Annotated in this window: 15 protein-coding genes and 1 pseudogene; 5 read left to right on the top strand and 11 right to left on the bottom strand. The window is 65.3% G+C overall.

Annotated features, from left to right (window positions below; all coding sequences use genetic code 11):
• Positions 1–118: 118 nt before the first annotated feature.
• The 4 genes from AC0X69_RS15045 to AC0X69_RS15060 form a co-directional block, all read right to left on the bottom strand.
• Complete coding sequence (locus AC0X69_RS15045) at positions 119–343, bottom strand: transposase (protein ID WP_482608595.1); 225 nt, start codon at positions 341–343, stop codon at positions 119–121.
• Positions 344–802: 459 nt separating this feature from the next.
• Entirely contained in the window at positions 803–4429 is a 3627-nt protein-coding gene (locus tag AC0X69_RS15050; protein WP_482608596.1) for a hypothetical protein, read from the bottom strand.
• 11 nt (positions 4430–4440) lie between these two features.
• Positions 4441–9288, bottom strand: coding sequence for a hypothetical protein (locus tag AC0X69_RS15055; protein WP_482608597.1), 4848 nt, complete (start codon positions 9286–9288; stop codon positions 4441–4443).
• 442 nt (positions 9289–9730) lie between these two features.
• Entirely contained in the window at positions 9731–10021 is a 291-nt protein-coding gene (locus AC0X69_RS15060) for a hypothetical protein (protein WP_482608598.1), read from the bottom strand.
• Here AC0X69_RS15060 and AC0X69_RS15065 point away from each other — a divergent pair.
• Positions 10020–10268 (top strand): transposase, encoded by a 249-nt coding sequence (locus AC0X69_RS15065; protein WP_482608599.1) that lies wholly within the window; start codon positions 10020–10022, stop codon positions 10266–10268. The two genes, AC0X69_RS15060 and AC0X69_RS15065, sit on opposite strands and share 2 nt — an antisense overlap.
• Positions 10269–10620: 352 nt before the next feature.
• On the opposite strand, the gene AC0X69_RS15070 is transcribed toward AC0X69_RS15065, so the two are convergent.
• From AC0X69_RS15070 to AC0X69_RS15080, 3 genes are read right to left on the bottom strand one after another with little or no spacing between them, the layout of a single operon-like run.
• The gene (locus AC0X69_RS15070) at positions 10621–11031 is read right to left on the bottom strand and encodes a hypothetical protein (RefSeq protein WP_482608600.1); all 411 of its coding nucleotides are present in this window, start codon (positions 11029–11031) and stop codon (positions 10621–10623) included.
• Entirely contained in the window at positions 11024–11782 is a 759-nt protein-coding gene (gene thcA, locus AC0X69_RS15075; RefSeq protein WP_482608601.1) for a Thoeris type III anti-phage system protein ThcA, read from the bottom strand. The genes AC0X69_RS15070 and thcA overlap by 8 nt, the downstream gene beginning before the upstream one ends.
• Complete coding sequence (locus AC0X69_RS15080) at positions 11779–13068, bottom strand: toll/interleukin-1 receptor domain-containing protein (RefSeq protein WP_482608602.1); 1290 nt, start codon at positions 13066–13068, stop codon at positions 11779–11781. Before AC0X69_RS15080 ends, thcA begins: the two co-directional genes overlap by 4 nt.
• A 294-nt stretch (positions 13069–13362) precedes the next feature.
• On the opposite strand from AC0X69_RS15080, the gene AC0X69_RS15085 reads away from it, so the two are divergent.
• The 3 genes and pseudogenes from AC0X69_RS15085 to AC0X69_RS15095 all read left to right on the top strand — a co-directional run.
• A complete protein-coding gene (locus AC0X69_RS15085) occupies positions 13363–13566 on the top strand; it encodes a transposase (protein ID WP_482608603.1) in 204 nt (67 codons plus the stop codon).
• Between the two features lie 38 nt (positions 13567–13604).
• Positions 13605–14477: an IS3 family transposase gene (locus tag AC0X69_RS15090; RefSeq protein WP_482608604.1), complete on the top strand. Its 873-nt coding sequence runs from the start codon at positions 13605–13607 to the stop codon at positions 14475–14477.
• Positions 14449–15381: pseudogene (locus tag AC0X69_RS15095) on the top strand (transposase); the annotation flags it as partial. The gene AC0X69_RS15090 and the pseudogene AC0X69_RS15095, both read left to right, overlap by 29 nt.
• A 44-nt stretch (positions 15382–15425) precedes the next feature.
• Here AC0X69_RS15095 and AC0X69_RS15100 read toward each other — a convergent pair.
• Positions 15426–15659 (bottom strand): hypothetical protein, encoded by a 234-nt coding sequence (locus tag AC0X69_RS15100; protein WP_256032252.1) that lies wholly within the window; start codon positions 15657–15659, stop codon positions 15426–15428.
• Positions 15660–15661: 2 nt separating this feature from the next.
• On the bottom strand, positions 15662–17272 hold the full coding sequence (tnpC, locus tag AC0X69_RS15105; RefSeq protein WP_482607327.1) for an IS66 family transposase: 1611 nt from the start codon (positions 17270–17272) through the stop codon (positions 15662–15664).
• 512 nt (positions 17273–17784) lie between these two features.
• On the opposite strand from tnpC, the gene AC0X69_RS15110 reads away from it, so the two are divergent.
• The gene (locus AC0X69_RS15110; protein WP_482608605.1) at positions 17785–19875 is read left to right on the top strand and encodes a recombinase family protein; all 2091 of its coding nucleotides are present in this window, start codon (positions 17785–17787) and stop codon (positions 19873–19875) included.
• Here AC0X69_RS15110 and tnpB read toward each other — a convergent pair.
• A complete protein-coding gene (gene tnpB / locus AC0X69_RS15115) occupies positions 19863–20168 on the bottom strand; it encodes an IS66 family insertion sequence element accessory protein TnpB (protein WP_482608606.1) in 306 nt (101 codons plus the stop codon). The genes AC0X69_RS15110 and tnpB overlap by 13 nt on opposite strands.
• Positions 20165–20536, bottom strand: a complete 372-nt coding sequence (tnpA, locus tag AC0X69_RS15120; protein WP_256035853.1) for an IS66-like element accessory protein TnpA — start codon at positions 20534–20536, stop codon at positions 20165–20167. The genes tnpB and tnpA overlap by 4 nt, the downstream gene beginning before the upstream one ends.
• Positions 20537–20604: the final 68 nt, after the last annotated feature.

Genomic DNA, 20604 nt, shown 5'->3' on the forward strand with positions numbered 1-20604 from the left:
GCCGCGACGCCAACCGCTTCGACAATCGCACGGTGATGGTGAGCGACAATGGCTTCCGGTCATCGAACTTGCCGCAGAGAAGTTTCGATCCACGCTCCCGCGAAGGGAGCGACCATCGTCAATCTGGCAAAGGATAAGCGCCGTGATGTTTCGATCCACGCTCCCGCGAAGGGAGTCTGGTGCGCGCTTGGCGACGCCACTGCGTCAATTGCTGTGCGCTTATCCGATATTTGCGGGCCACGTCGCCAACGCGCGCTCCAGGCGCGAGGCTCTCTCTTACAATCCGGCCTTTCAGCTCCTTCGACCACAGCCGATTGCCCGAACGTGAACGATGAAAATCCACACGCCCGACAAATCCGGGCCATAAATCGCGTTCGCCTTCGCGCTCTCGTCCATCTTCGAATCCTTCCAGAGACAGGTTGTCCCTCAGAAGAATCTCACATCTGAAAATCCGCCCGAACTTAAAAAATCAATGGGACGGCAACGGCGCTTACAGAAATGCGATCACTGAGCCGTGGAGCAACGGCCAGACGGAAGGACAGATCAATCGTTTGAAAGCGCTAAAACGAACGATGTATGGTCGAGCTGGACCAGAACTCCTCTGGGCGCGCCTACTTCCTGCGTAGTGACTGCCGCAACAGGAAGTGAGGAAGAACCGTTAAGATGCCCAAACCCGACGCGAACCGGGAATTTCTAACAATAAGATGTATCCCGACATTCGCACTGAGCCCTTCCATAATCCGTCAGCGAGCCGATGTTCGAATAGAGATAACCTTCGCACGAGGCCGGTTCGGGGTGCGTTTCAGGCTCGGAGGCAGCAGTCCTCCTCGACACTCGCGAGGGGCGAGGTGCGCAGGACGCGGACCTGGCCGAGGTCGCCGCGGAGCGGGTCGGTGAAGCTGCCGTTCGGCTCGGGCAGGCTCTCGACGGCGAGGACGGTGAGCGGGGTCTCGGGGTCGAGGCCGGCGCGGGCGAGCGCGTCGCGCACCTCCTGGTCGGTCCACCGGCCTTCGGCCTGCGGCGCCATCGGCACCGACTGGCGCTTGCGGGCCTTTCGGCCGGGCCGGATGTCGAGCTGGACGTTGCGCCAGCTCGCGCCGTCGGCCTGCAGGAGCCGCGCGTAGAGGACGAACCAGATCTCGGTGTTCGGCTGCCACGGAGTCACCTGCTTCAGCCCGAGGTAGGGAGTCGCGAAGGGTGCGCGGGCGGTGATCGCCCGGCCGGGGCCGACCGTCACCGAGCAGACGATCTCGGGCGGCGGGTGCTGCACCCCTTCGAGGGTCATCGCCTCGCCAAAGCGGGCCTGGGCGGTCGACCAGAACGGATCGGCCGGGGTGCCCGGGCCGTGGCCGACGCGGATCTCGTAGGTGAAGAATGAGAAGAGCTCGGGCGAGGCCGGGTCGGTGTTGGGCGGGAGCGGCACGAGGAAGTGCCGGTCGGAGTTGCCCGAGGGATCGAGCCGCTGCATCGCGTTCAGGCCGGAGAGATCCTGCGGCTGGCCCGGCGTGATTACGCGGGCGGGCTCGGGGTCGAGCGGCACGCTCTCGAGCACCTCGGGGTCGCGCACCGGTTCCCAGTCGGGCAGCAGCATGGGATCTGGCGTCTGATAGACCGCGCGGACGAAGTAGGCGTCGCGCGGGTCGGCGAGCGGCGCGTCGAACTCGAGCCAGAGCCGTTTCACCCGCGAGCCGGTGGCGGAATATTCCTCGTTCGGGCGGTACTCAGTGAGCGCCAGCCCCGCGGCGACGACCTTCGGAACCTGACGCGGCCGGGTTGCCACCGGCAGGCGGGAGGCGACGGTCTGGAGCGTGCTGGTGCCGCCTTCGAAGAAGAGCTGCATCCGGTACTCGACCCCGACCTCGTAGGGCAGGCCGTCCTGGCCCACCGGCGGGGTGAAGGCGTCTAGGAAGACGAGCCGGATGTATCCGCGCTCCGACCGGGTGCGGGCCTGGACGTTGATCGTGTTCATGAGCTGGATCTCGCCCACATCGCCCCATGCCGGCGCGTTGCCAGGCGCGCCCGGGAGCGAGATGCGGCGGCGGATCCGCACGGTCGGCGCGCCCTGGCCGCGCCAGGTCCAGTCGCGGTCGAGCACCATCTGCGCGACGTTCACCCATTGGCCGGCGAGCTCGCTCGGGTCGGCGAACTCGAGGCTGCTCGCATCGGGTGCCGCGTCGTGGGTGAGCCCGGCGCAGCCGAAGGCAATGCGCTCGCCCTGTCGGCCCATCAGCATCGCGTCGTCGGCAACGAGGTCCGCCGCAATCGCGAGGCGGCCGACGAGCGAACTTCCGGGATCGTTCTGCGCGACGGTCGCCGAGACGGCGGCGCGCTCGCCGACCGGGTCGGGGCGGAGAAAGACCGAGCGCAGGCGGTCGGAGTCCGGGAGCGTGACGATCGGATCGGTCTCGGCGGCCGCGACGGCGTGGAGCTCGATCGCGTCGACGTCGCCGAGACGGGCTGACTGCGCGGCAAAGTAGGCAAGATCGTTCCGGCCGAGTGCGGCCACCTCGACACGGATGTCGCGCGAGCGGACGAGGGGGAGCGCGCCGGTGACCGAGCCCTCGGCGCCGAGCTGGGCCGAGACGTCGATCTCGCGGTAGTCGGCCGCCGAGCGCCAGTCGAAGGCGAGCGCGAGGGGCTGGGCCGGGTCGGCCGGGAAGGGCCGGCTCGTCGTGTACCACTCGATCCAGCCACGGGCGTCGGCTGCGGGGTCGTAGGTCGGCGCACGGAGAAGCACGCGGATGCGGAGCCAGGGCGTGTCCGGGTCGGGGATCGCCGGCGGGGTCGCGTTGGCCGGTTCGGCGTCGTTCGCGGCGATCTGCGCGAGGAGCTCGGCCCGGGCCGGCACGCCGGCGGCGAACAACGCAGCTGGATAGCCGAGCGGCGGCCGCGCGACCTCGGCGGAGGCCACCGCCCCGTCGGCGGGGATCGGCGGGAGATCGACGAGCGGACGGCGTGGCGGCACATGTCGCTTCATGTGGAGGAATGCGACCGGCGCCTCGCCTTCGCGCACGGGATCGTCGGCGAGCGCCGGGCCGCCGCCGGTCGCATCCGCGAGGCGGACGCGAAACTCGTAGCGCCGGCCGTAGCGCAGGTCGGCGGCAGCGAGGCCCACCGGAATGTCGATTTCGGGCGGCGCGCCGAGCGGCGGTGCCGCGTTCATGAGGCGCTGCTCGTCGGTCGTCTCCATGACGATCGAGCCGCCGCGCCAGATCGCGAACCATGGCGCGAGCCAGAGCTGGCCCTCGATGTCGCCCGGATGCACCTCGATCCAGCGCTCCTCTTCCTCCGTGCCGAAGTCGACGCCGAGATCGAGCGGCGAGAGGACGCGGGAGAGCGAGGTCCAGCTCTCCGGCGGCGACCCCTCGGGGACCGCCGGGCGAACGTCGACGCGGTAGCCGAGGATGCCGCGCGGGGCGACCACGTTGTTCTGGCCGTCGGGCGAAGCGCCGAGCGCGCGGTTCTGGCCTTCGAGGATATCCTCGTCGTCCCAGCCGAGCTGCACGCCCTCGTCGCGTGGAGCGGAAGCGCTGGTGCCATCCTCGTCGAGCATGTCGACGCCGAGCGGCTGGCGGGCATGGACGATCTTCGAGAAGCCGTCGTCGAAGCGGACAGCTTCGGCGAAGACCCGGCCCACCTCGCCGAGCGCCGCCGCGGCCATCACGTCGTCGGAGACCGGGAAGACGACGGGCGTAAAGATCGGCCGGGTCTCGGCCGAGGCGAGCGCCGGGATGCGGGTGGCGAACGAGCGCTGGAAATCCGGGAGCGCGGCCTGTCCGGCATAGTCGCCCCCGGGCGCGAGCTCGACCCAGAGCCAGCCGCCGTTCTCGAGCCGCGGCGCGGGATCGACCATGATCTCGACGGGCACGATGAGGCCGAGCGCCTCGGCGAGCCGCGGGCGGCGCAGGCTGAAGGCGATGGCCTCGCCCCAGCCGATGTCGGTCGGCAGCTCGGGCGGCACCGCGTCGGGCGGGCACTGCATGAGGCACTGGTAGCGCCCGTCGATCACGCCGAGCGAGGTGCGCGGCTGGACGAACTCGAAGGACTGCCGGTAGCTCTTTGGCAGGTATTTGTGGAGCTGGCGCGTCAAATCGGGCGCCTGGGGCGCGAAGGTGTCGCCCGCCAGGCCATCCGGGATCTCGAGCGCCGCCTTGATCGCCTCGAAGATCGCCCGGGCGTCGGGAGCGCCGCGGGGGGCCGTGTCTACGGTCTGGCCGATGGCCGTCCTGACAGGTAGCCCGGCGGCATCCGAGACGAGGACGCGGAGCGCGATCACGGCGTCCGCGAAGGCAGGAACCCCCGGATGCGCCGCGAGAAGCGGGTCAAGCGGGTTGCCGGTCGGCGACACGAGGACGCGAAGCGAGAGGGTGCGGGAGGCCGGGTGCCAGGCCTGGAGGTAGGGAACGAATGTCAGTCGCGGGGCAGCCATTTCGGAGCCTCCTAATCGAGCGCTTTGGTGTCGCTGACCGTGTAGGTCGCGCTGATCGAGATGATGAGAAAGATGTCGACCTGAAGTTTCACCTTTCCGGCGTAGTCGCAGAGAGTCTTCTCGGTCGTTCCGCCGCCCGGGGGGATCGCCTTGTAGACGACGCCCTTCAGCTCGGCGAGGAGCTTCACCTTGACGATCTTGAGGTCGACGCCCGCCTCGAAGCGGACGAGGCCGCCGAATTTCGCGACGTCGGCCACGAAGTCGTAGACGAAGACGAAGCCGATCCCAAGGTAGGCATAGGCCTCGAAGGGGCCGATCTCGCCCTTCACGCCGACGCCGGCGAAGGCGACGAGCTCTAGCGACTCGGACTTCACGACCCCGACGACGCTCGCGATCGAGAAGGTCACGTCGAGCTGCACGACGATGTAGGCGCTTGCGACCCCGACGCTTAGGAACGGGAACTCGCCCTTTGCGCCGGCGGTGAGCTGGCCCGACGCCTTCACGCCGCCGCTCGCCATATCAAAGCCGGTCGAGCCACCCGCGCCGAGGAGGAGCTTGATTTTGCCGCCGGCGATGGAGAACCCGTTCTTCGGCACCTCCTGAATCGTCGCGATGTCGATCTTGATCTCGTGTTTGGCGTTCGACGCGCCGAGGTCGATCGGGCCGAGCTTGTCGCGGGCACCGAAGATTGGCAGGTAGGTTAGGATCCGCTCGACGGGCTCGTAGACCAGCGTCTCAATCTCGGCGACCTGCGGGCGCTGATTGGTCGAGCCGACGATGCGAAGCTTCGCACCAGTGGCGCCGACGAGGCCGGCAATGTCGGACCACATGGTGAGCCCGGTGAACTCCGCCCGCCACTTGTCGGCCGTAAGCTCAAGCTCGAGTGTCGAGCCGTCGTAGCTGAGGAGCGAGCCGTGGCCGTTCTCGCCAGCGATGCGCAGGGGCGTCGGGTGGTTCACGACGCTGACGACGCCTGGGAGCGCCATGCTGCCGCCGGGGCCGACGTCGAACGGCATCGGAGCGGCGAGGCGGATCGCGTTTCCGGGCGGCGGGAAGGCGCCCTTCGAGGTGGCGCGTGCGATGATGACCGCGAGCTCGGGGGCCGCGTCGCTCAGGACGCGTGCGGCGCCGCTGTTCCGCGCGTAGGGCCGCGGGAAGAGGAAGCCGTGGGTCGGCGCGCTTTGCAGAAGGCAGTATTCGTTCTGCGGCGCGGCGGGGACGAGGAGGTCCACAGGATCGGCCATCCGCCAGTCGCCAACCAGGACCGCGGGATCGCGCGGCGGTTCGGCGAAGGCGGTGGCGTCGCCCGCGGGATAGCGCACGGCGTAGCGCCGCACGATCGGCACGCCCCTGGTCTCGGAGACCAGCACCGCCTCGCCACCGTCGAGCGGGACGACGGCGACCGGGCGCTGCACGACCGACCAGGCACCGGTCGTCGGCAGCTTCGGGACGCCGCGTACAGTGGCGACGAAGAGCGGCGCGCCGCCGTCGTCGGTCACGTCCATCTCGATCCGCTGGGCGCGGAACGGCAGCTTGCTGGCACCGAAGTCGATCCAGGCATCGACCGGCCCGCCGGCCGCCCCCTGCGACTGGAGGAGCGCCCGCAGCGCGTCGCGGCTCGCGGGCGCGCCGTTCGGCGCGGTCTGCAGCCAGCCGAGGATGCCGTTGGCGGGGGTGCGTCCGACGAGGCCCTCGAGCGCGAGCTCGGCGTCGAAGTAGTAGGGCACGAACGTCGCGCCGCCGCTCGAGAACGGCAAGCCAGGTGCCGGGCGGATGCCGCGTATGCCGTAGAGTCCCTTGAAGATACCGGCGTCGAAGGCGTAGTCGGCGACCTGCGGATCGGGAGCGGGGTCCGTCGGGTCGCTGTAGCGGTAGTCGAGTAGGCCCGGCGAGGTTGCCTGCCAGCCCGTGTCGCGGCGGATGACACCCCCGCCCGAGCGGCGCTCGACGATGACCGAGCGGGTGACCTTGATCCCCCAGGGATGCAGCACGCTCGCGACCTTGATGATCTCAAGCGCGGTGCGGCCGACGGTGACCTGGAACTGGGTCTTCGCGGTTTCGGCGAAGATCGCATAGGGGTTCTCCCACTTGCTGAAGTTCGAGCCGCCGTAGCCCGAGAGCTCGAACCGAGTCACCGGCACCTTGGGGTTCGCGGCCATGTCGTTGTTGAAGATAGTCTCGACGTCGCCGGCGGGATCGCCGGTGCTCGAGAGCACAGAGAGCCCGAGGAGCGCGCCGCTCGCGAGGTCGACGCCGTTGATGAGCTGGCGCGTCGCCCCGGCAAAGAACGGCGAGATGCCAGTCTCGGTTTCGCGCCCCCCTTCGGCTTCCGCGGTAATCTGGAGGCCGCCAGTCGCGGCCTTGTCGGGGAAGTCGGGGCGTGTGATCTCGTAGCTGTCGGGCTTGCGGTCGGCCGCCCCTTGCGGGTTCACCGAGACGACGGCGACGAGGCCGAAGGGGAGCGTCGTGCGGAAGACGACGTCGGTGCCGTCGTCGAAGACGGCCTTCGTGGCGTCGAGGAGCGGCTCGGGGATAACGGGCACGAGCTTTTCCGACCGCGCGCCGAGGACGGTCGGGCCGCCGTCGGTCGCCGACGCGAGCGGCGTCGGGAACCAACCGAGCGTCAGGACGTCCTGGTCTTCATCGAGCGTGCGAACCGGCTCCCACTGGATCTGCGGCAGGGTGACGAGGCGGAGCGTTGCGACCGCCGCGGTGACGTCGAGCGCCTTCACCGGGAAACTACTGCCGGCCGCTGCCGTGGTGGGCCCCGCGGCGCCAGGGATCTCACCCCGCGCGGCGACACCCCAGAGCGCCACGCCGAGCATGTCCTGGTTCGTCGATACGTCGAGGAGGAAGAGCGGCGGCGTGCGGCCGAGCCGCTCGGCAAGCTCTCCGTCGAGGGCGGCGCGGGAAGCAGCGTTCAGCTTCTCCGCCTTCGCAACCCGGCCTTCCCGTTGGCGCCGCTCAGTGGCCTGCGCCGCCTTCAGGAGCTCGAGCTCGCGTCCGGTCGGATGCGTCGTGCCCTGTTCGGTCTGGGTGAGGCCGATGTCGGGGCTGAGGTCCGACTTCGGCGCCGGTCGCGGATCGCCCAGCGAGGGAGCGTTGGGACAGACGATGGGCAGGCCCATGTCGCCGGCGAACGAGAGCTCGGGGTTGGCTGGGTGCGCCCAGCGCACCACCGCGGCGAGGAGCGCGCGCGGCTGGTCGAAGGGTGGCCGGCAGATGTGGAAGTTGCCGACATAGGGGTCAGGGAGCGTTGGGGTCCAGGCGTAGACCCCGAACTGGACCGAGAGCGAGCCGGCGTCGACGCGCTGGCGGGCAGCGAGCGCCCCCTCCGCGATCACCGAGACGGCATTCGTCGCCCAGACGACCGCGTTGCGGAGGACGAGGAGCCGGAGGGCGGGGTTTGGCGTGATCGCGGCGCCGAGCATCAAACGCACGCGGCTCGCGGTCCCGCGGATGAGGACGACGCCGTTGGTCGTCGGCGTCGGCACCGGCCGGCCGTTCGCCTGGAGCGGGCGGTCGAGCGCCACCGTGGCCGCGCCCGTCGCGAGGAGCTGCTCGCCGGTTTCGACGTCGCAGACATAGTAGACCAGGAAGGGCGCCTCGTAGCCCTGCCGCCAGCGTAGCCGCTTGCCGTCGGTCCCGGCGAGCTCCCAGAGGCGGTAGGCGCTCTGGACCGGGGTGGCGAGCGGGGCGACATCGACGTCGAGGAGCGCCGCGGACCGGTGCGTGAGCGCGAGCCACGGGTCGAGAACGTGGTAACGCTCGTCCGGCGCGTACCAGCGCGCCACCACCCCGGCGAGGGCGAGCCAGTACCCGGGCGGCTGGGCCGCCGCGCCGAGCGCCGCAGGCGCGGCGACGACGACCGGCAGGGCGAGCGCTGCCGCCCCGATCGTGGCGTCGCCGGCGAAATCGGCGATCGCCGAGCCTATGAGCCCGGCGTCGAACCGGTCGGAATCGACCTTGCAGCCGAGAAGCAGGCTCCAGAGCTGCGGGACGAAGGTTCGGACCCCGGTCAGATCGCCGAAGGCGAGGTCCTGTCCCCAGACCGTCGCCGAGCCCGCGGTACTGTGGATTTCGAGCAAGCCCTGGTCGAAGGTGAGGGTAAGGGTGGGAAATCCGAGCTTCACCCCGGAGGCGCAGCCGCCGGGTGCGGGCGCGACCTCCTCGGCCTCGAGGACGAGCGCGAGGGTTGCCGAGATCGGCGCCGCGATCACGATCGCATCATCGGTCGAGGAGGTTACCGAGGGGAGCGTCACCTTGCCGTCACTGACGCTGATGCCGACGTAGGCGCCGGCCGGCAGGCCTGCAGCCATGAGGTCGCCGCGAATCCAGACGGTGCCTTTCTGCAGGTCGAGGGTCGTCGTCGGCGCGAGCGAGATGCGCGGCCGGCGGGAGCTGCCGAGGACGAAGGCGGGTGCGACAGCGCCGACTTCGGTGATCTCCACGCGCCGCGCCTCGCGCCAGAGCTCGAAGACGATTGGGCGGTCGTCGATGACGAAGGGCCCGAGACGCTCGGCGCCGCGAAGCCCCGTCAGCGCGTCGGCGAGGCGGCCGGCCATGAGGTCGGCTTGCGGGTCGCGGCGGACGATGTGCAGCGGCGGGTCGGTCAGGTCCTTGCGCGGGGGTCTGACGAGGGAGACCAGGTCGCGGCGCTTCGGCTCGACCTCGATTCTGGCAAGGCCCTCGGGAACCGGTCCGAGCGCACCCTCGGCTCCGCTGGCGGCGGAGGCGACGAGGAGCTCGCGCAGGCGGCCGACACCTTCGACCCCATGGGCGTCGAGGTCGGCAGTCATGCGTGCGATCCGGTCGATCGCCTCAGGCTTCAGGGCAGGCTTTTCGGGCGATCTGGTCATGGCGTCCTCGCGTCATCGCGCAAGCGGGCGTTGCGGGGTCCCGGCGCGCGACGGCGGTCGCCGGGCGGTCTCCGGGGTGCCGTGCAGCGGGCCACTCCGGCGGGTATCGTCGCTATTCAACGGTCGGAGCCCCGGCGGGCAAGGCCAGCACTTCCCGCTCGTTGGCGCCGATGCGCGCGATTCATCAACGCGCGATTAGGCGGGGTGCCAGGCCCCGGGGTTAGCGGCAACAAATTGCAAAAACGAGAACTTGAAATCCCCCATTGTCCTTTTGCGCCAAGCGGACTGCATTCGGCAACCAGTGATAGACCGGGGGCTTGCCCTCACGCTGCAATGCGTCGTTGTTCGCATCGGGCAGGAAGTGGATCGGCTAGCCGCTCTTCGTGACTGTTTGAAATCCAGCGGCAAAAATTGGACCAATAGCTTCCGTCATAAACTCCTCCTACAAATAGATCGAGCAACCCCGCCTTAGCAAACGCTCAGCGGCTTCTATCGTTCCTTGCATTTCGAAAAATTTCAGCCGCGTCAACGGGTTGGAGCGCACCTCTTTGACGGCCCACGCCAATCTGCCACCCCAGACGAGACCCTGCGCCGTTTCGGCAAGCTCCGAGAGAAGCTGGGCGTCCGTCCGGTCGCCCAGATGCGCGAGCCGCACGCGACGCAAATCGCGATGCAGGCGCGCGGGATCGGGTGCGAGTTCACGATCATCGCCGAGCGTCTTGCTGCGCACCATGCGCGATATGGCGACATGGTTCTGCGACGCCTATGCCTCCTGGCAGAAAGGCGGCGTCGAAAACGCCAACGGCCGATTACGACGCTGGCTGCCCCGTCATATCGACATCGATCGTGTGTCCGATGAAGACATCCAGGACATCGTCATGACCGCCAATCTGACGCCAAGAAAATGTCTTGGGTTCAAAACCCCCTTCCAGGCTATGCTCAAAGAACTCGGCAAAGACGTCCAAATCCGCTTTTCATAACGCCGTTGCGCTTCGCTCCAGAATCCACGGTCACCTCCGCGACAATCCGCTGCCGTTCTTCAAGGCTCCACGTGCGCCGCTTGACGCCATCCTTCGCCGCCGACATTTGGTGTCCACCTGTTCGATGGTGGACACCTAACCCACTCCAAATGCGTCCCGGTAGGCGGTCGTCCGATCACGCTTACGCCCCAGTGCTTCGGCGTCATGGACAGAATCACGCCCGATTCAGATTGGGCAAGCCTCTCCGGAGATGTGGGTAATTGAAAGCCACGGCGGAGGGATACCCTTGAATCCACTCGCGCGAGAAGGGCACTCGCCCTGAATACCGTAGTTGCTGACCACTCTTTCGCGATCAGGCTGAGGACGCAAGGAAACGCCATGCAATAACAAATGCCGCTAACAGTGGAGGATGAACGATCAGTACGGCTGGTCGGAGCCCCGCGGCGATTACTGACAGCACTCCCGAGCTTGGCTCCATGTCGAAAGTTTCCGCTTCTGAACCAGCGTAACGCGCTACTGCCGCTGCGAAGAGCGCGCGAAAGCCTCGTTCGAGGCTCAAGTAATAGGCGTCCATCGCCCAAAACATCAGCACCGCGAACGCGCCGATCCAGAGGAATTGTGGCCCTTTATCCTTTGCGGCGAGGCCAAGTACGGCCGTCGCCAAGGTCACGCTCCAGCCCTTGGCGACGAAGCTGTATCCCGCCATCCGCGCGATAGAGGATTGGAGCATTTCAAGATGCTTCGTGCTGCGATTCTCACTCATCGGTTATCCGGTCGATAATCATTTGCATGATCAACGGATACGGCTGGACGACGATCTCGTCTTCTCGTCCTTCAGACTTCTCGTCTCGGCGCGAGAGCAATTCAGCGGCAACTTCTCTGTCGATTGGTATGGCCAGATTCTCCTCAGCAAGGATCGAGGCCGCGCCGCCCGTACGCGCCAGCGCGAAAATATGCCGCTGTTTATAGATGGAGCGAAATAATTCAGCTTCGAGAAGCACGCCTTCCATCCCGCCCACACACACCATCGCGACGGGATCGGCCTCTTCGATCATGCGTCGGCGCATCAATTCAAGACTCCGCGGGCATTGCTCGTGGCCTGATCCTCTGCCCGGGACGAAGCGTTCGCCGCCGACTGGCTTGGTCCAACGCTCCTCCGCGAGGCCAAGCCGGATCAGTAACTCGGTGTCATGTGGAATCGACTCCCGGAACACCTCTGACTGATAAATTACAACTTGCGGCGGCGCGCGTTCGCCAACGCCCTCCACGAGATTCGGTGAGCGATATTCCCCTGCAACAATAGAGACCAACGGCGAAATCGAGGGATGCCCACCGAACACCAGGCGCCCGCACTCGCAAAATACCGCACGCGCCAAGCTGACAACTGCTTGCTCGACATGGAAAGGCGCATCAGCGATCCGACTAAATCGCTGATCGCGCTTCGGGTCGGGAACGCTGGCCGAGAGGAAAAGGCAACGTCCGCGTAGCCTCTGGGTGGGCTCGACGTTCGTCATAGATTTCCTCGCGCGATATCGCGCGCCACCTGCAAAAGCTGACCTTCATCGGCGAGTTTGAGTTGGCACAGGTTAGCAAGCCAATCAGTGCGCTTCGCGCGCGCTGGTTCCATCAATCGCGAAAGCCCTATGACGACCCCAAGTGCTGGACCAGCCATCGAGCCGTGCGCGCGATAGAAGTCGCGAATCTCCGGAGGGCGCGTGGTTAGCCACACCAGATACTCCTTCGATGGAACACGCACGTTGAAGGCACCGTCGCTGAGCCGATTGACATTGCGACAGCCAGCCCGCTGGAGTGCGCCCTCGAAAGATAATTCGAGCATGCGCCGTCGCGCAACCAGTGAGCGATCGTGTAGCGTCTTAACGTGGTTCACGAGTTGCGAAAGTGGCTCTGTATCAAGCTCTGCCTGTGCCGAAAATCGCCCGCCGAGGAAGTCCGTCTCGTCTTTAATGACATAACGATTGCCTTCATCAAGACTCGGCTGACGCTTTCCACGAGGCAACAACACACCAAGCAACCCGAGCCCGCAGCTCTTCGCGACGCTGATTTCGTGCGCGACCCACTGCGATTCAGAGAGATGCTCGGATTCGAGCAGCAACACCATCGACTTGTCGCCGAGTTCCTCGGTCAACCGCGCCTGAAAATTCACCCCTGGCGGAATGCGGAAATGGTCAAGGAAAACGTCGAACCCCTTATGCGACAGCTCATCAAAAAGCTGCACCGCAAGCGCCGCACTGTCGATTTGCCGATAGCTAATGAAGAGGCGGGGCTGCTCGACAGTTACGCCTGCGCGTGCGAGCAGCACATGCAAGGACTCGCGTGGGTGCGCCTTCCAGAAATCGCCGTTCGCCGTATACGCGCTCTTTGGCAGCAGCGTGGTTACGTATGCTTTTGCTGAGATTGGGAAAACAGGCAGAATTACGTGCCCGCTCCCTGCCGCCGCCCATTCGTCGCTGAGAGCTTCGGCGTCGGCAGAAGGCGCGGAGGAGTCATCACCGACCAAAACCAACAGCCTCTGGCACGCAGGTTCACCACGTGCATGGCAACGGCCGACGATCGCCGGAGAACCTCCGCACGGCGCCGGGACCTCTTGCCCCCCAAAAGCCCCAAGAATCTCGCTAACCAAGGCTTGTGACAGATAGAGTTGATTCGCGCGGGACGCTCCAGCGCCGTAGTCGACCAAAAAAATCACCACGGGATTCGGCAGTCGCAGTCCAACAAAGCTGCGGCAGGTTGGCTCGCCCGCAGCGCCGTAATATTGGATCACTAATTCGACGCCGTTCATCATGGTCGCCCAGCCGTTAAAAGATGCAACTGAAACGTAAGTTGCGCGCCAAAAACAGACCCGTCCAGAGCCAAACCGGATACCCGTGTCTAATGAGTTGATTTACTTGATCTCAAGCGAAGGGATTTCAACCAAATTGTCAAGGAATTTTGATCCGCTCCCGCGAAACTGGATCGCTTTTCGTTCGAGTCTTCCGGGCATGGTCCCTTCGGTTGGGAGGAGCGGAAGACGCTGAAAGCGTCGAAGTTTTCGGATGCGCAGAAGGCGTTCATCCTGAAGCAAGGAGCTGACGGCGTGCCGGTGGCCGATATTTGTCGGAAGGCCGGAATCAGCCAGGCGACCTATTTCAATTGGAAGCGAAAATACGAAGGCATGCAGCCGCCGGAGATGCGGCGCTTAAAGCAGCTTGAGGATGAGAACGCGAAGCTGAAGAAAATCGTCGCCGATTTGTCGCTTGATTGCGAGATGCTTCAGGACGTCATCCGCCGAAAGCTCTGAGGCCTGGTCGCAAGCGCAAGCTGGCGGCGGGGATTTGCATGGACTGGGACGTTTCGATCCGGCGGGCTTGCCGCGTGCTTGAGTTCGACACATCCAGCTACCATTATAAATCCCGTCGCCCCGATCCAGGCCGGTCTCGAAGTGCGCATCAAGGAGATCTGCGCAACGCGTGTGCGCTACGGCTACCGCCGCGTGCACGTGTTGCCGTGCCGCGATGGCTGGAACATCGGAACATCAACGTCAAGAATACATACAGGATCTACAATGAGCTTGGCCTGCAATTGCGCAAGAAGCCGCCGAAGCGGCGCGTCAAAGCGAAGCTCCGCGACGATCGGAAGCCAGCGAGCCAACCGAACGAGACATGGGCGATGGACTTCGTTCACGACCAGCTGGCGACCGGCCGGAAGATCAGAGTGCTCACGGTCGTCGACACGTTCTCGCGCTTCTCTCCGATCATCGACCCGCGCTTCAGCTACCGGGCTGAGAATGTTGTGCGGGCGGCGGAGCGCACATGCGCGCAGATCGGCTACCCGAAGACGATCCGCGTCGATCAAGGCTCGGAGTTCGTCTCGCGCGACATGGACCTTTGGGCCTATGCGAAGGGCGTCCCTCTGGATTTTTCTCGCCCGGGCAAACCCACCGATAATGCGTTCATCGAAGCTTTCAACGGTCGCTTCCGGGCCGAGCGCCTGAATGCGCACTGGTTCCTGTCGCTTGACGACGCGCGGTCGAAAATGGAGGATTGGCGCAGATACTATAATGAGGAACGCCCACACGGGGCGATCGGGAACAAACCCCCGATCACGTGGACGCCTCCAAAAACCTCTGGCCAAATCGGCGTTGAGTTGATTCACTTGGTCATGTCGCAAGGGGATCGCGGCCATGGCGAAGGGAACGCCCGGATTTTTTGATGTCGACGATCGGCTGGCTGAGCTGTCGGCGAAGGGCGACGATCTGGAGCGCGTGAAGGCGCTTGTCGATTTCGAGATGTTCCGGGCGGCGCTGGAGGCGGCAATCCCACGGGCCGACCGCTCCAAGGGCGGGCGTCCGCCATTTGATCATGTGTTCATGTTCAAGGTGCTGATCCTGCAAGCAATGCATTCTCTGTCGGACGAGCGCTGCGAATATCTGATCAGGTACCGCCTGTCGTTCATGCGCTTTCTTGGATTGGGTTTGGCCGACGCGGTTCCCGACGCCAATACGATCTGGACATTCCGCGAGGCGCTGAAGAAGGCGAATGCGGCCGACGTCTTGTTCGAGCAGTTTGACGCAGCGCTGCGCGAGGCCGGCTTTCTCGCGATGTCGGGCCAGATCGTCGACGCCACGATTGTCGCCGCGCCCAAGCAGCGCAATACGAACGGCGAGAAGCAGGCGATCAGGGACGGCCGCATACCAGAGGGCTGGAAGGATAAGCCGGCGAAGCTCGCGCAGAAAGATCGCGACGCGCGTTGGACGGTCAAATATACGAAAGCCAAAGTGCGGGAGGACGGCTCGCTTCCGCCGGTCGATCTCGCCATCCCCGCCTTCGGATACAAGAACCATGTGTCGATCGACCGGGCGCATGGGCTGATCCGCAAATGGACGGCGACGCACGCTGCCGCGCATGATGGCGCGCGGCTGGAGGATGTGCTCGACAAAACCAACACAGCGAGCGAGGTCTATGCGGACACGGCGTATCGCTCGGCGAAGAATGAAGCGATTCTGTCGCGGCGCGGCTTCATCTCGCGCATTCATCGTAAGAAGCCCAAGGGCAAGCCGATGCCGGAGCGAACGCGCATCGCCAATGCGCAGAAGTCGAAAGTGCGCAGCGCCGTCGGTATGCATCCGGCGTGGGCCGCAGGGGCTGATCTCGCGCTGCGTCAGGCGTCCGCGCTCGATTTCAAGTCCTTGTGGATTTCGATGAGTTCGACGAGAGTTTCGATGCCGAAGTCGGTGAATGCGAGAACGCCGTCGTCTCCGATGCCGTAGACCCAGATGACGCCGTCCTCGGCATCCATTTCGAGAGCGACGTCGTGGATGAAGTCGACGCTCTCACCGAGACGTGCGGCGACGCGCTCGACGGTCGTGACGTGATCGACCTTGTTGACGTGCATGCTCAGGCCGCCAGCGCTGATGCCCGCTGAGCCGGCGGGCGCCAGTTCCACGGAAGCAGTTCATCAAGCCGGTGCGCGGGATGGGCGGCGATGCGCGCGAGGACATCGGCGAGCCATGCCTGCGGATCAACGCCATTCATCTTAGCCGTCACGATGAGGCCGTACATGGCCGCGGCGCGCTGTCCGCCGCGATCCGATCCGCAGAACAACCACGACTTTCTTCCCAAAGCGATGCCGCGCAATCCGCGCTCGGCGGCATTGTTGGACATGCAGACGCGCCCATCGTCGAGGAACAGCGTGAAGGCCGCCCAGCGCTTCAGCAAGTAGTTGATCGCCTTGGCCAGATCATGCCCGCGCGAGAGCCGGGCAAGCTGTTCGCGCATATAGGTCTCGAGTGCGTCGACAAGAGGGCGGCTCGAGGCATGTCGAACCGCAACGCGCTCCTGAGGGCTCCTGCCGTTGATCGCCCGCTCGATCGCAAACAGCGCGTCGATGCGACGAACAACCTCGATCGCGATCGGCGAGAGCGGTATCTCCTTCTTGCCGGAAGCCTTGCGACGCGCATTCTCCTCGAGATCAGCCATGGCGAAGAACGGTCGGCGTGCGTGAACCCAACAGGCCGCCTCCTGGATCGGACCCGGTTTGCGGTCCGCCAGATAAAGCTTGTTGTAGCCGTCATAGGCGTCGGCCTGCAGGATGCCGGCATAGCCCGCCAGATGGGTTTGCGGATGTTCGCCCTTCCGATCGCGCGAGTAGTAGAAGATCGCGGCCGGCGGCCCGGCGCCGCCGAACGGTCTGTCATCGCGAACATAAACCCAGCAACGCCCGGTGTCGGTCTTGCCCTTCGCCAGCACCGGCACTGTGGTGTCGTCCCCGTGCAACCGTTCGGCGGCCATTACATGGGCCTCGATGAGGCGACGGAGGGGATCGAGCGCCACGCAGACGGCGCCAACCGCGTCGGCCATTGTCGACAGCGCGATCGGCGCGCCCTCCAGCGCATAGCGCTCCGCCTGGCGGTTCAGCGGCTGGTGCTGTCCGAACTTCTCGAACACGATCATCGCCAGCAGGCTCGGCCCCGCCCACGCCCGCGGCACCGGATGGAACGGCGCCGGCGTCTGCGTGATCTTCTCGCAGTCCCGGCACGAGAACTTCTCCCGCACAGTCTCGATCACTTTCCATTGACGCGGGGTCGTCTCCAGCGTCCGCGTCACATCCTCGCCGAGCTTGCGCAAACGCGCGCCCCCACAGCATGCGCACGCGGTCGGTGGATCAATCACCACGCGCTCGCGTGGCAAATGCTCGGGGAATGTGTTGCGCTCCGGCCGCTTGCGCGTGAACCCCGCGACGGTGGTCGTTCTAGCGACAGCGTGCTCCGCGGCCAGTTCGTCTTCCGTCGCGTTTGCTTCCAGTTCTTCGAGTTCGAGCGACAACTGATCGAGCAGCCTTGCCGAGCGCTCCGACTTCTGCCCGTGAATCTGGCGCTGCAACTTTGCAATCTGAAGCCTCTGCGCGGCAATCAGCGCCATGTCTTCCGACGCTTTCGCCCGCGCCACGGCCAGCTCCGCTTTCAGCGCAGCGTTTTCGTCGAAAAGGGCTTTGGCCGCAGCATCCATGAAGCGAAGTGAATCACAAAACGCGTGATTTGTGGCGCCCCAAAATGCAGTCACCCCAGCTTTTTGCGCCTCACCCCGCGCTTTGCGGCCTGAAGGTGAGTTGCGGATTTCGCCAGTCGATCCCTTCCAGCGAAGGCATTCAGGAATATCCCCTCTGAGCAGGCTGATGAATCATCGGTCGTTCAGGTCCGCGACCCGCGACACCCGCTTTACGGGCGATCGTTTCGGGTCATCGGGCGCGCGAGATCTCCTGGCGGCGTCGTGTCCCCCTCATACGAGGTCGAATACCTGAAGGGCGCCAGTCTATTGATCCCAATAGCTGTAACGGAGCCCTATCAACAGGACACGAATCAAACTAAGCTGAGTATAGAGGCGCTTCGCGAGCTCGTTTCAGCCGCAGAATGTCTCGAAGGCGATGAGCATGGATCCGAAGGATCTTTGGGCGACGTTGCCGAACGCTCTGCGCCGCCAAGTCGTCGACGACGTCGCGGCCATTCTGGCGGAGCTCTCCCATGATGTCCGAACTGGTCAAGCCGGCTCACCTGGCGCGCAAGGCGGTCGTTTATATCCGTCAGTCGACGCCGCATCAGGTGGTGAGCAATCAAGAAAGCCTGAGGCTGCAATACGCGCTGCGTCAACGCGCTCGCGAGCTCGGATGGCGTGAGGCCGACATCGACGTGATCGACGCCGATCTCGGCCTCAGCGGAGCCTTCGCCGCCAAACGCAGCGGCTTCAAGGAACTCGTCGGCCGCGTCGGCCTCAGCGAGGTAGGGCTGATCCTGTCGATCGACGTGACGCGTCTCGCGCGCAATTGTTCGGACTGGTATCCGCTTCTCGATATTTGCGGCCTGCGCGGCTGTCTCATCGCCGACCGCGACGGCGTCTATGATCCCGGCAGCGCCAACGGCCGACTGCTCCTCGGCTTGAAAGGGACCATCTCGGAGCTCGAGCTCCACACCATTCGCAGCCGGCTCACGGCCGGCCTGCTCGCAAAAGCCGAACGTGGCGAACTCGCGCTCAATCTGCCCATCGGCCTGACGCGCGATCCCAGCGGCGTGGTCGTCAAAGATCCCGATATGGCGGTTCAGGACCGGCTCGGGCTGGTGTTCGAGCTGTTTCTGAAGTTCGGCGCCGCCGCCCAAGTCATGCGCAAACTCAACGAGCGCGGTCTCGATCTGCCGCGACGCGACCGGCGAGGCGATTCTTGCTGGGCGCGGGCGACTGTCTCGTCCGTGACCTCGATTCTGAAAAACCCCGCCTACGCGGGCGCTTTCGTCTATGGACGGACGCGGATGCATGCCGGCGGGCGCGAAGGCGCGTCGAAGATGAAGGCGCCGCGCCCCGTGGGTGAATGGCGCATTGTCGTGAAGGACCGATATCCCGCCTACATCGATTGGCCGACTTATGAAAAGATCAACGCCGCCCTGAAAGACAACCGAGCCGAGTACATGCGCATCAAGACCAGAGGCGCGCCTCGCGACGGCGATCTCTTGCTGCATGGGATCGCTTGGTGCGCACGTTGCGGACACAAGATGTACGTCCGTTACAAGAGTCGCGGCGGCGAATATGTCTGCAATCATCTGCGCTCCAACGAAGGTCTGCCGACCTGTCAGCACGTTCGCGCGGCGCCGGTCGACGCCGCCGTCGCCGAGGCGTTTCTGACGGCGTTGGCGCCGGCGGAACTCGATGCCCTGTCGAAGGCCCGTCGCGCACGATCCCAGGTGAACGCCGCCCTGCGGACGAGCGCCGAGCGCCAGCTCGAACGGAAGCGATACGAGGCGTCACTGGCCGAGCGACAGTTCAATCGCGTGGACCCCGATAATCGTCTTGTCGCCGCCGAGCTCGAACGCCGTTGGGAAGCGGCTTTGATCGAAGTCCGGGCAGCCGAAGAGGCGCTCGACCGTCAAGCTTCACCCGACGTCGGCGCGCGGCTCGGGATCGGTAAAGCCTTGGAGGGCAAAGTCATCAACTTGGCGGGACGTCTGCCGCAAATTTGGGACGACCCGGCCACTTCCGACGCCCGCCGGAAGGCGCTGCTGCGATGTCTCGTCGACAAGGTCATCCTCGATCGGGGCGGACACGACATCGCGACCGTCCGCATCGTCTGGCGTGGCGGCGCCGTTACCTGCCTCGAGGTCAGAATGAGAGTCGCCTCCCTCTCGAAGCTCGCGCGCGCCGAAGAAATGCGCGAGCGCGCGCTCACCTTGGCGCGCGAGGGTCTGTACGACGACGCAATCGCCGCCGTTCTCACGAGCGAAGGGCATCGCTCCCCGACATGCGAGGACAAGGTTCTCCCCGTCACTGTGCAGAAAATCCGGCTTGCTGCGCGCGTCGAACTCCCGCGCGCCCGCACGCGATGGACCCATAGCGCCGGCGCTCTTTCCGCGCAGGAGCTGGCGGCGAAGCTGAGCATCCCCGTAAACTGGCTGTATGTGCAAATTAGGAAACAGCGGCTGATGGTGGATCGGCAGCCCAATGGCGCGTATCTCTTCGGCGACGCAGAAAACGTCCTGGAGGGAGTTCGAGACCTTCGAAACCACATGATCGACAGCCTCGATCTCAGAATCTGTCGGCCTGACCAGGAGGGGCATCAACATGGGTGATCGAGCATATAGGCCATCTGCCCGGCCGAGATCGACACCGCGCCCGCGCTCGCCGCAGGCCAGATGAACTTTCCCCGGTCGAGACGCTTGGCGTAGAGCGACAGGCCGATCCCGTCGTGCCAGAGGATTTTGGCGAGATCGCCACGGCGTCCTCGGAAGATATAGAGATCGCCAGCATGCGGATCGCGCTTCAGCTGCTCCTGAACCTGAAGCGCCAAGCCCTGCATGCCGCGGCGCATGTCCGTGTGGCCCGTCGCGATCCAGACCCGGCAGCCCGCCGGCAGCGGGATCATCGGCGCAGCGCCTTCACGACCCGCGACAGCGCGGCTGTCTCGACATCGGCCCACACAATGATCCGATCCCCCTCGGCGAGCACGATCTCCATCTGGCCGGTCGACCCTGGAGCGGAATATTCCGACGTCGCGTCCGGCGTGATCGTTACGGGCAGGATCGGTGCGCGTTCCTGCGGCGTGGCCAGCTCGACGCCAAACTGCCGACGCCAGGTGAAGAGCTGGTTCGTGTTGAGGTCGTGCCGTCGCGCAACCTCGGCGATCGAAGCTCCATCCTCGAGGCTCTCGTCGACGATCCGGCGCTTCTCATCGAGAGACCAGGACCGGCGCCTGCGCCGGAGAGCCGGCGAATCGGCATCGTTGCGCGACATCGGCGATAGTGTCCGCTTGTAACAGTAGTGGACACGATCGTCGCGCCACCCGTCACGCAGCTATCTCA

The organism is Methylocystis sp. Uni0008 (assembly GCF_056838045.1).

What these genes read in the sequence shown, in the direction of transcription:
- AC0X69_RS15050 (WP_482608596.1), bottom strand. Translation starts at nt 4,429, where the DNA reads ATGGCTGCCCCGCGACTGACATTCGTTCCCTACCTCCAGGCCTGGCAC.
- AC0X69_RS15055 (WP_482608597.1), bottom strand. Translation starts at nt 9,288, where the DNA reads ATGACCAGATCGCCCGAAAAGCCTGCCCTGAAGCCTGAGGCGATCGAC.
- AC0X69_RS15065 (WP_482608599.1), top strand. Translation starts at nt 10,020, where the DNA reads ATGCGCGATATGGCGACATGGTTCTGCGACGCCTATGCCTCCTGGCAG.
- AC0X69_RS15060 (WP_482608598.1), bottom strand. Translation starts at nt 10,021, where the DNA reads ATGGTGCGCAGCAAGACGCTCGGCGATGATCGTGAACTCGCACCCGAT.
- AC0X69_RS15070 (WP_482608600.1), bottom strand. Translation starts at nt 11,031, where the DNA reads ATGAGTGAGAATCGCAGCACGAAGCATCTTGAAATGCTCCAATCCTCT.
- thcA (WP_482608601.1), bottom strand. Translation starts at nt 11,782, where the DNA reads ATGACGAACGTCGAGCCCACCCAGAGGCTACGCGGACGTTGCCTTTTC.
- AC0X69_RS15080 (WP_482608602.1), bottom strand. Translation starts at nt 13,068, where the DNA reads ATGAACGGCGTCGAATTAGTGATCCAATATTACGGCGCTGCGGGCGAG.
- AC0X69_RS15090 (WP_482608604.1), top strand. Translation starts at nt 13,605, where the DNA reads ATGGACTGGGACGTTTCGATCCGGCGGGCTTGCCGCGTGCTTGAGTTC.
- AC0X69_RS15100 (WP_256032252.1), bottom strand. Translation starts at nt 15,659, where the DNA reads ATGCACGTCAACAAGGTCGATCACGTCACGACCGTCGAGCGCGTCGCC.
- tnpC (WP_482607327.1), bottom strand. Translation starts at nt 17,272, where the DNA reads ATGGATGCTGCGGCCAAAGCCCTTTTCGACGAAAACGCTGCGCTGAAA.
- AC0X69_RS15110 (WP_482608605.1), top strand. Translation starts at nt 17,785, where the DNA reads ATGATGTCCGAACTGGTCAAGCCGGCTCACCTGGCGCGCAAGGCGGTC.
- tnpB (WP_482608606.1), bottom strand. Translation starts at nt 20,168, where the DNA reads ATGATCCCGCTGCCGGCGGGCTGCCGGGTCTGGATCGCGACGGGCCAC.
- tnpA (WP_256035853.1), bottom strand. Translation starts at nt 20,536, where the DNA reads ATGTCGCGCAACGATGCCGATTCGCCGGCTCTCCGGCGCAGGCGCCGG.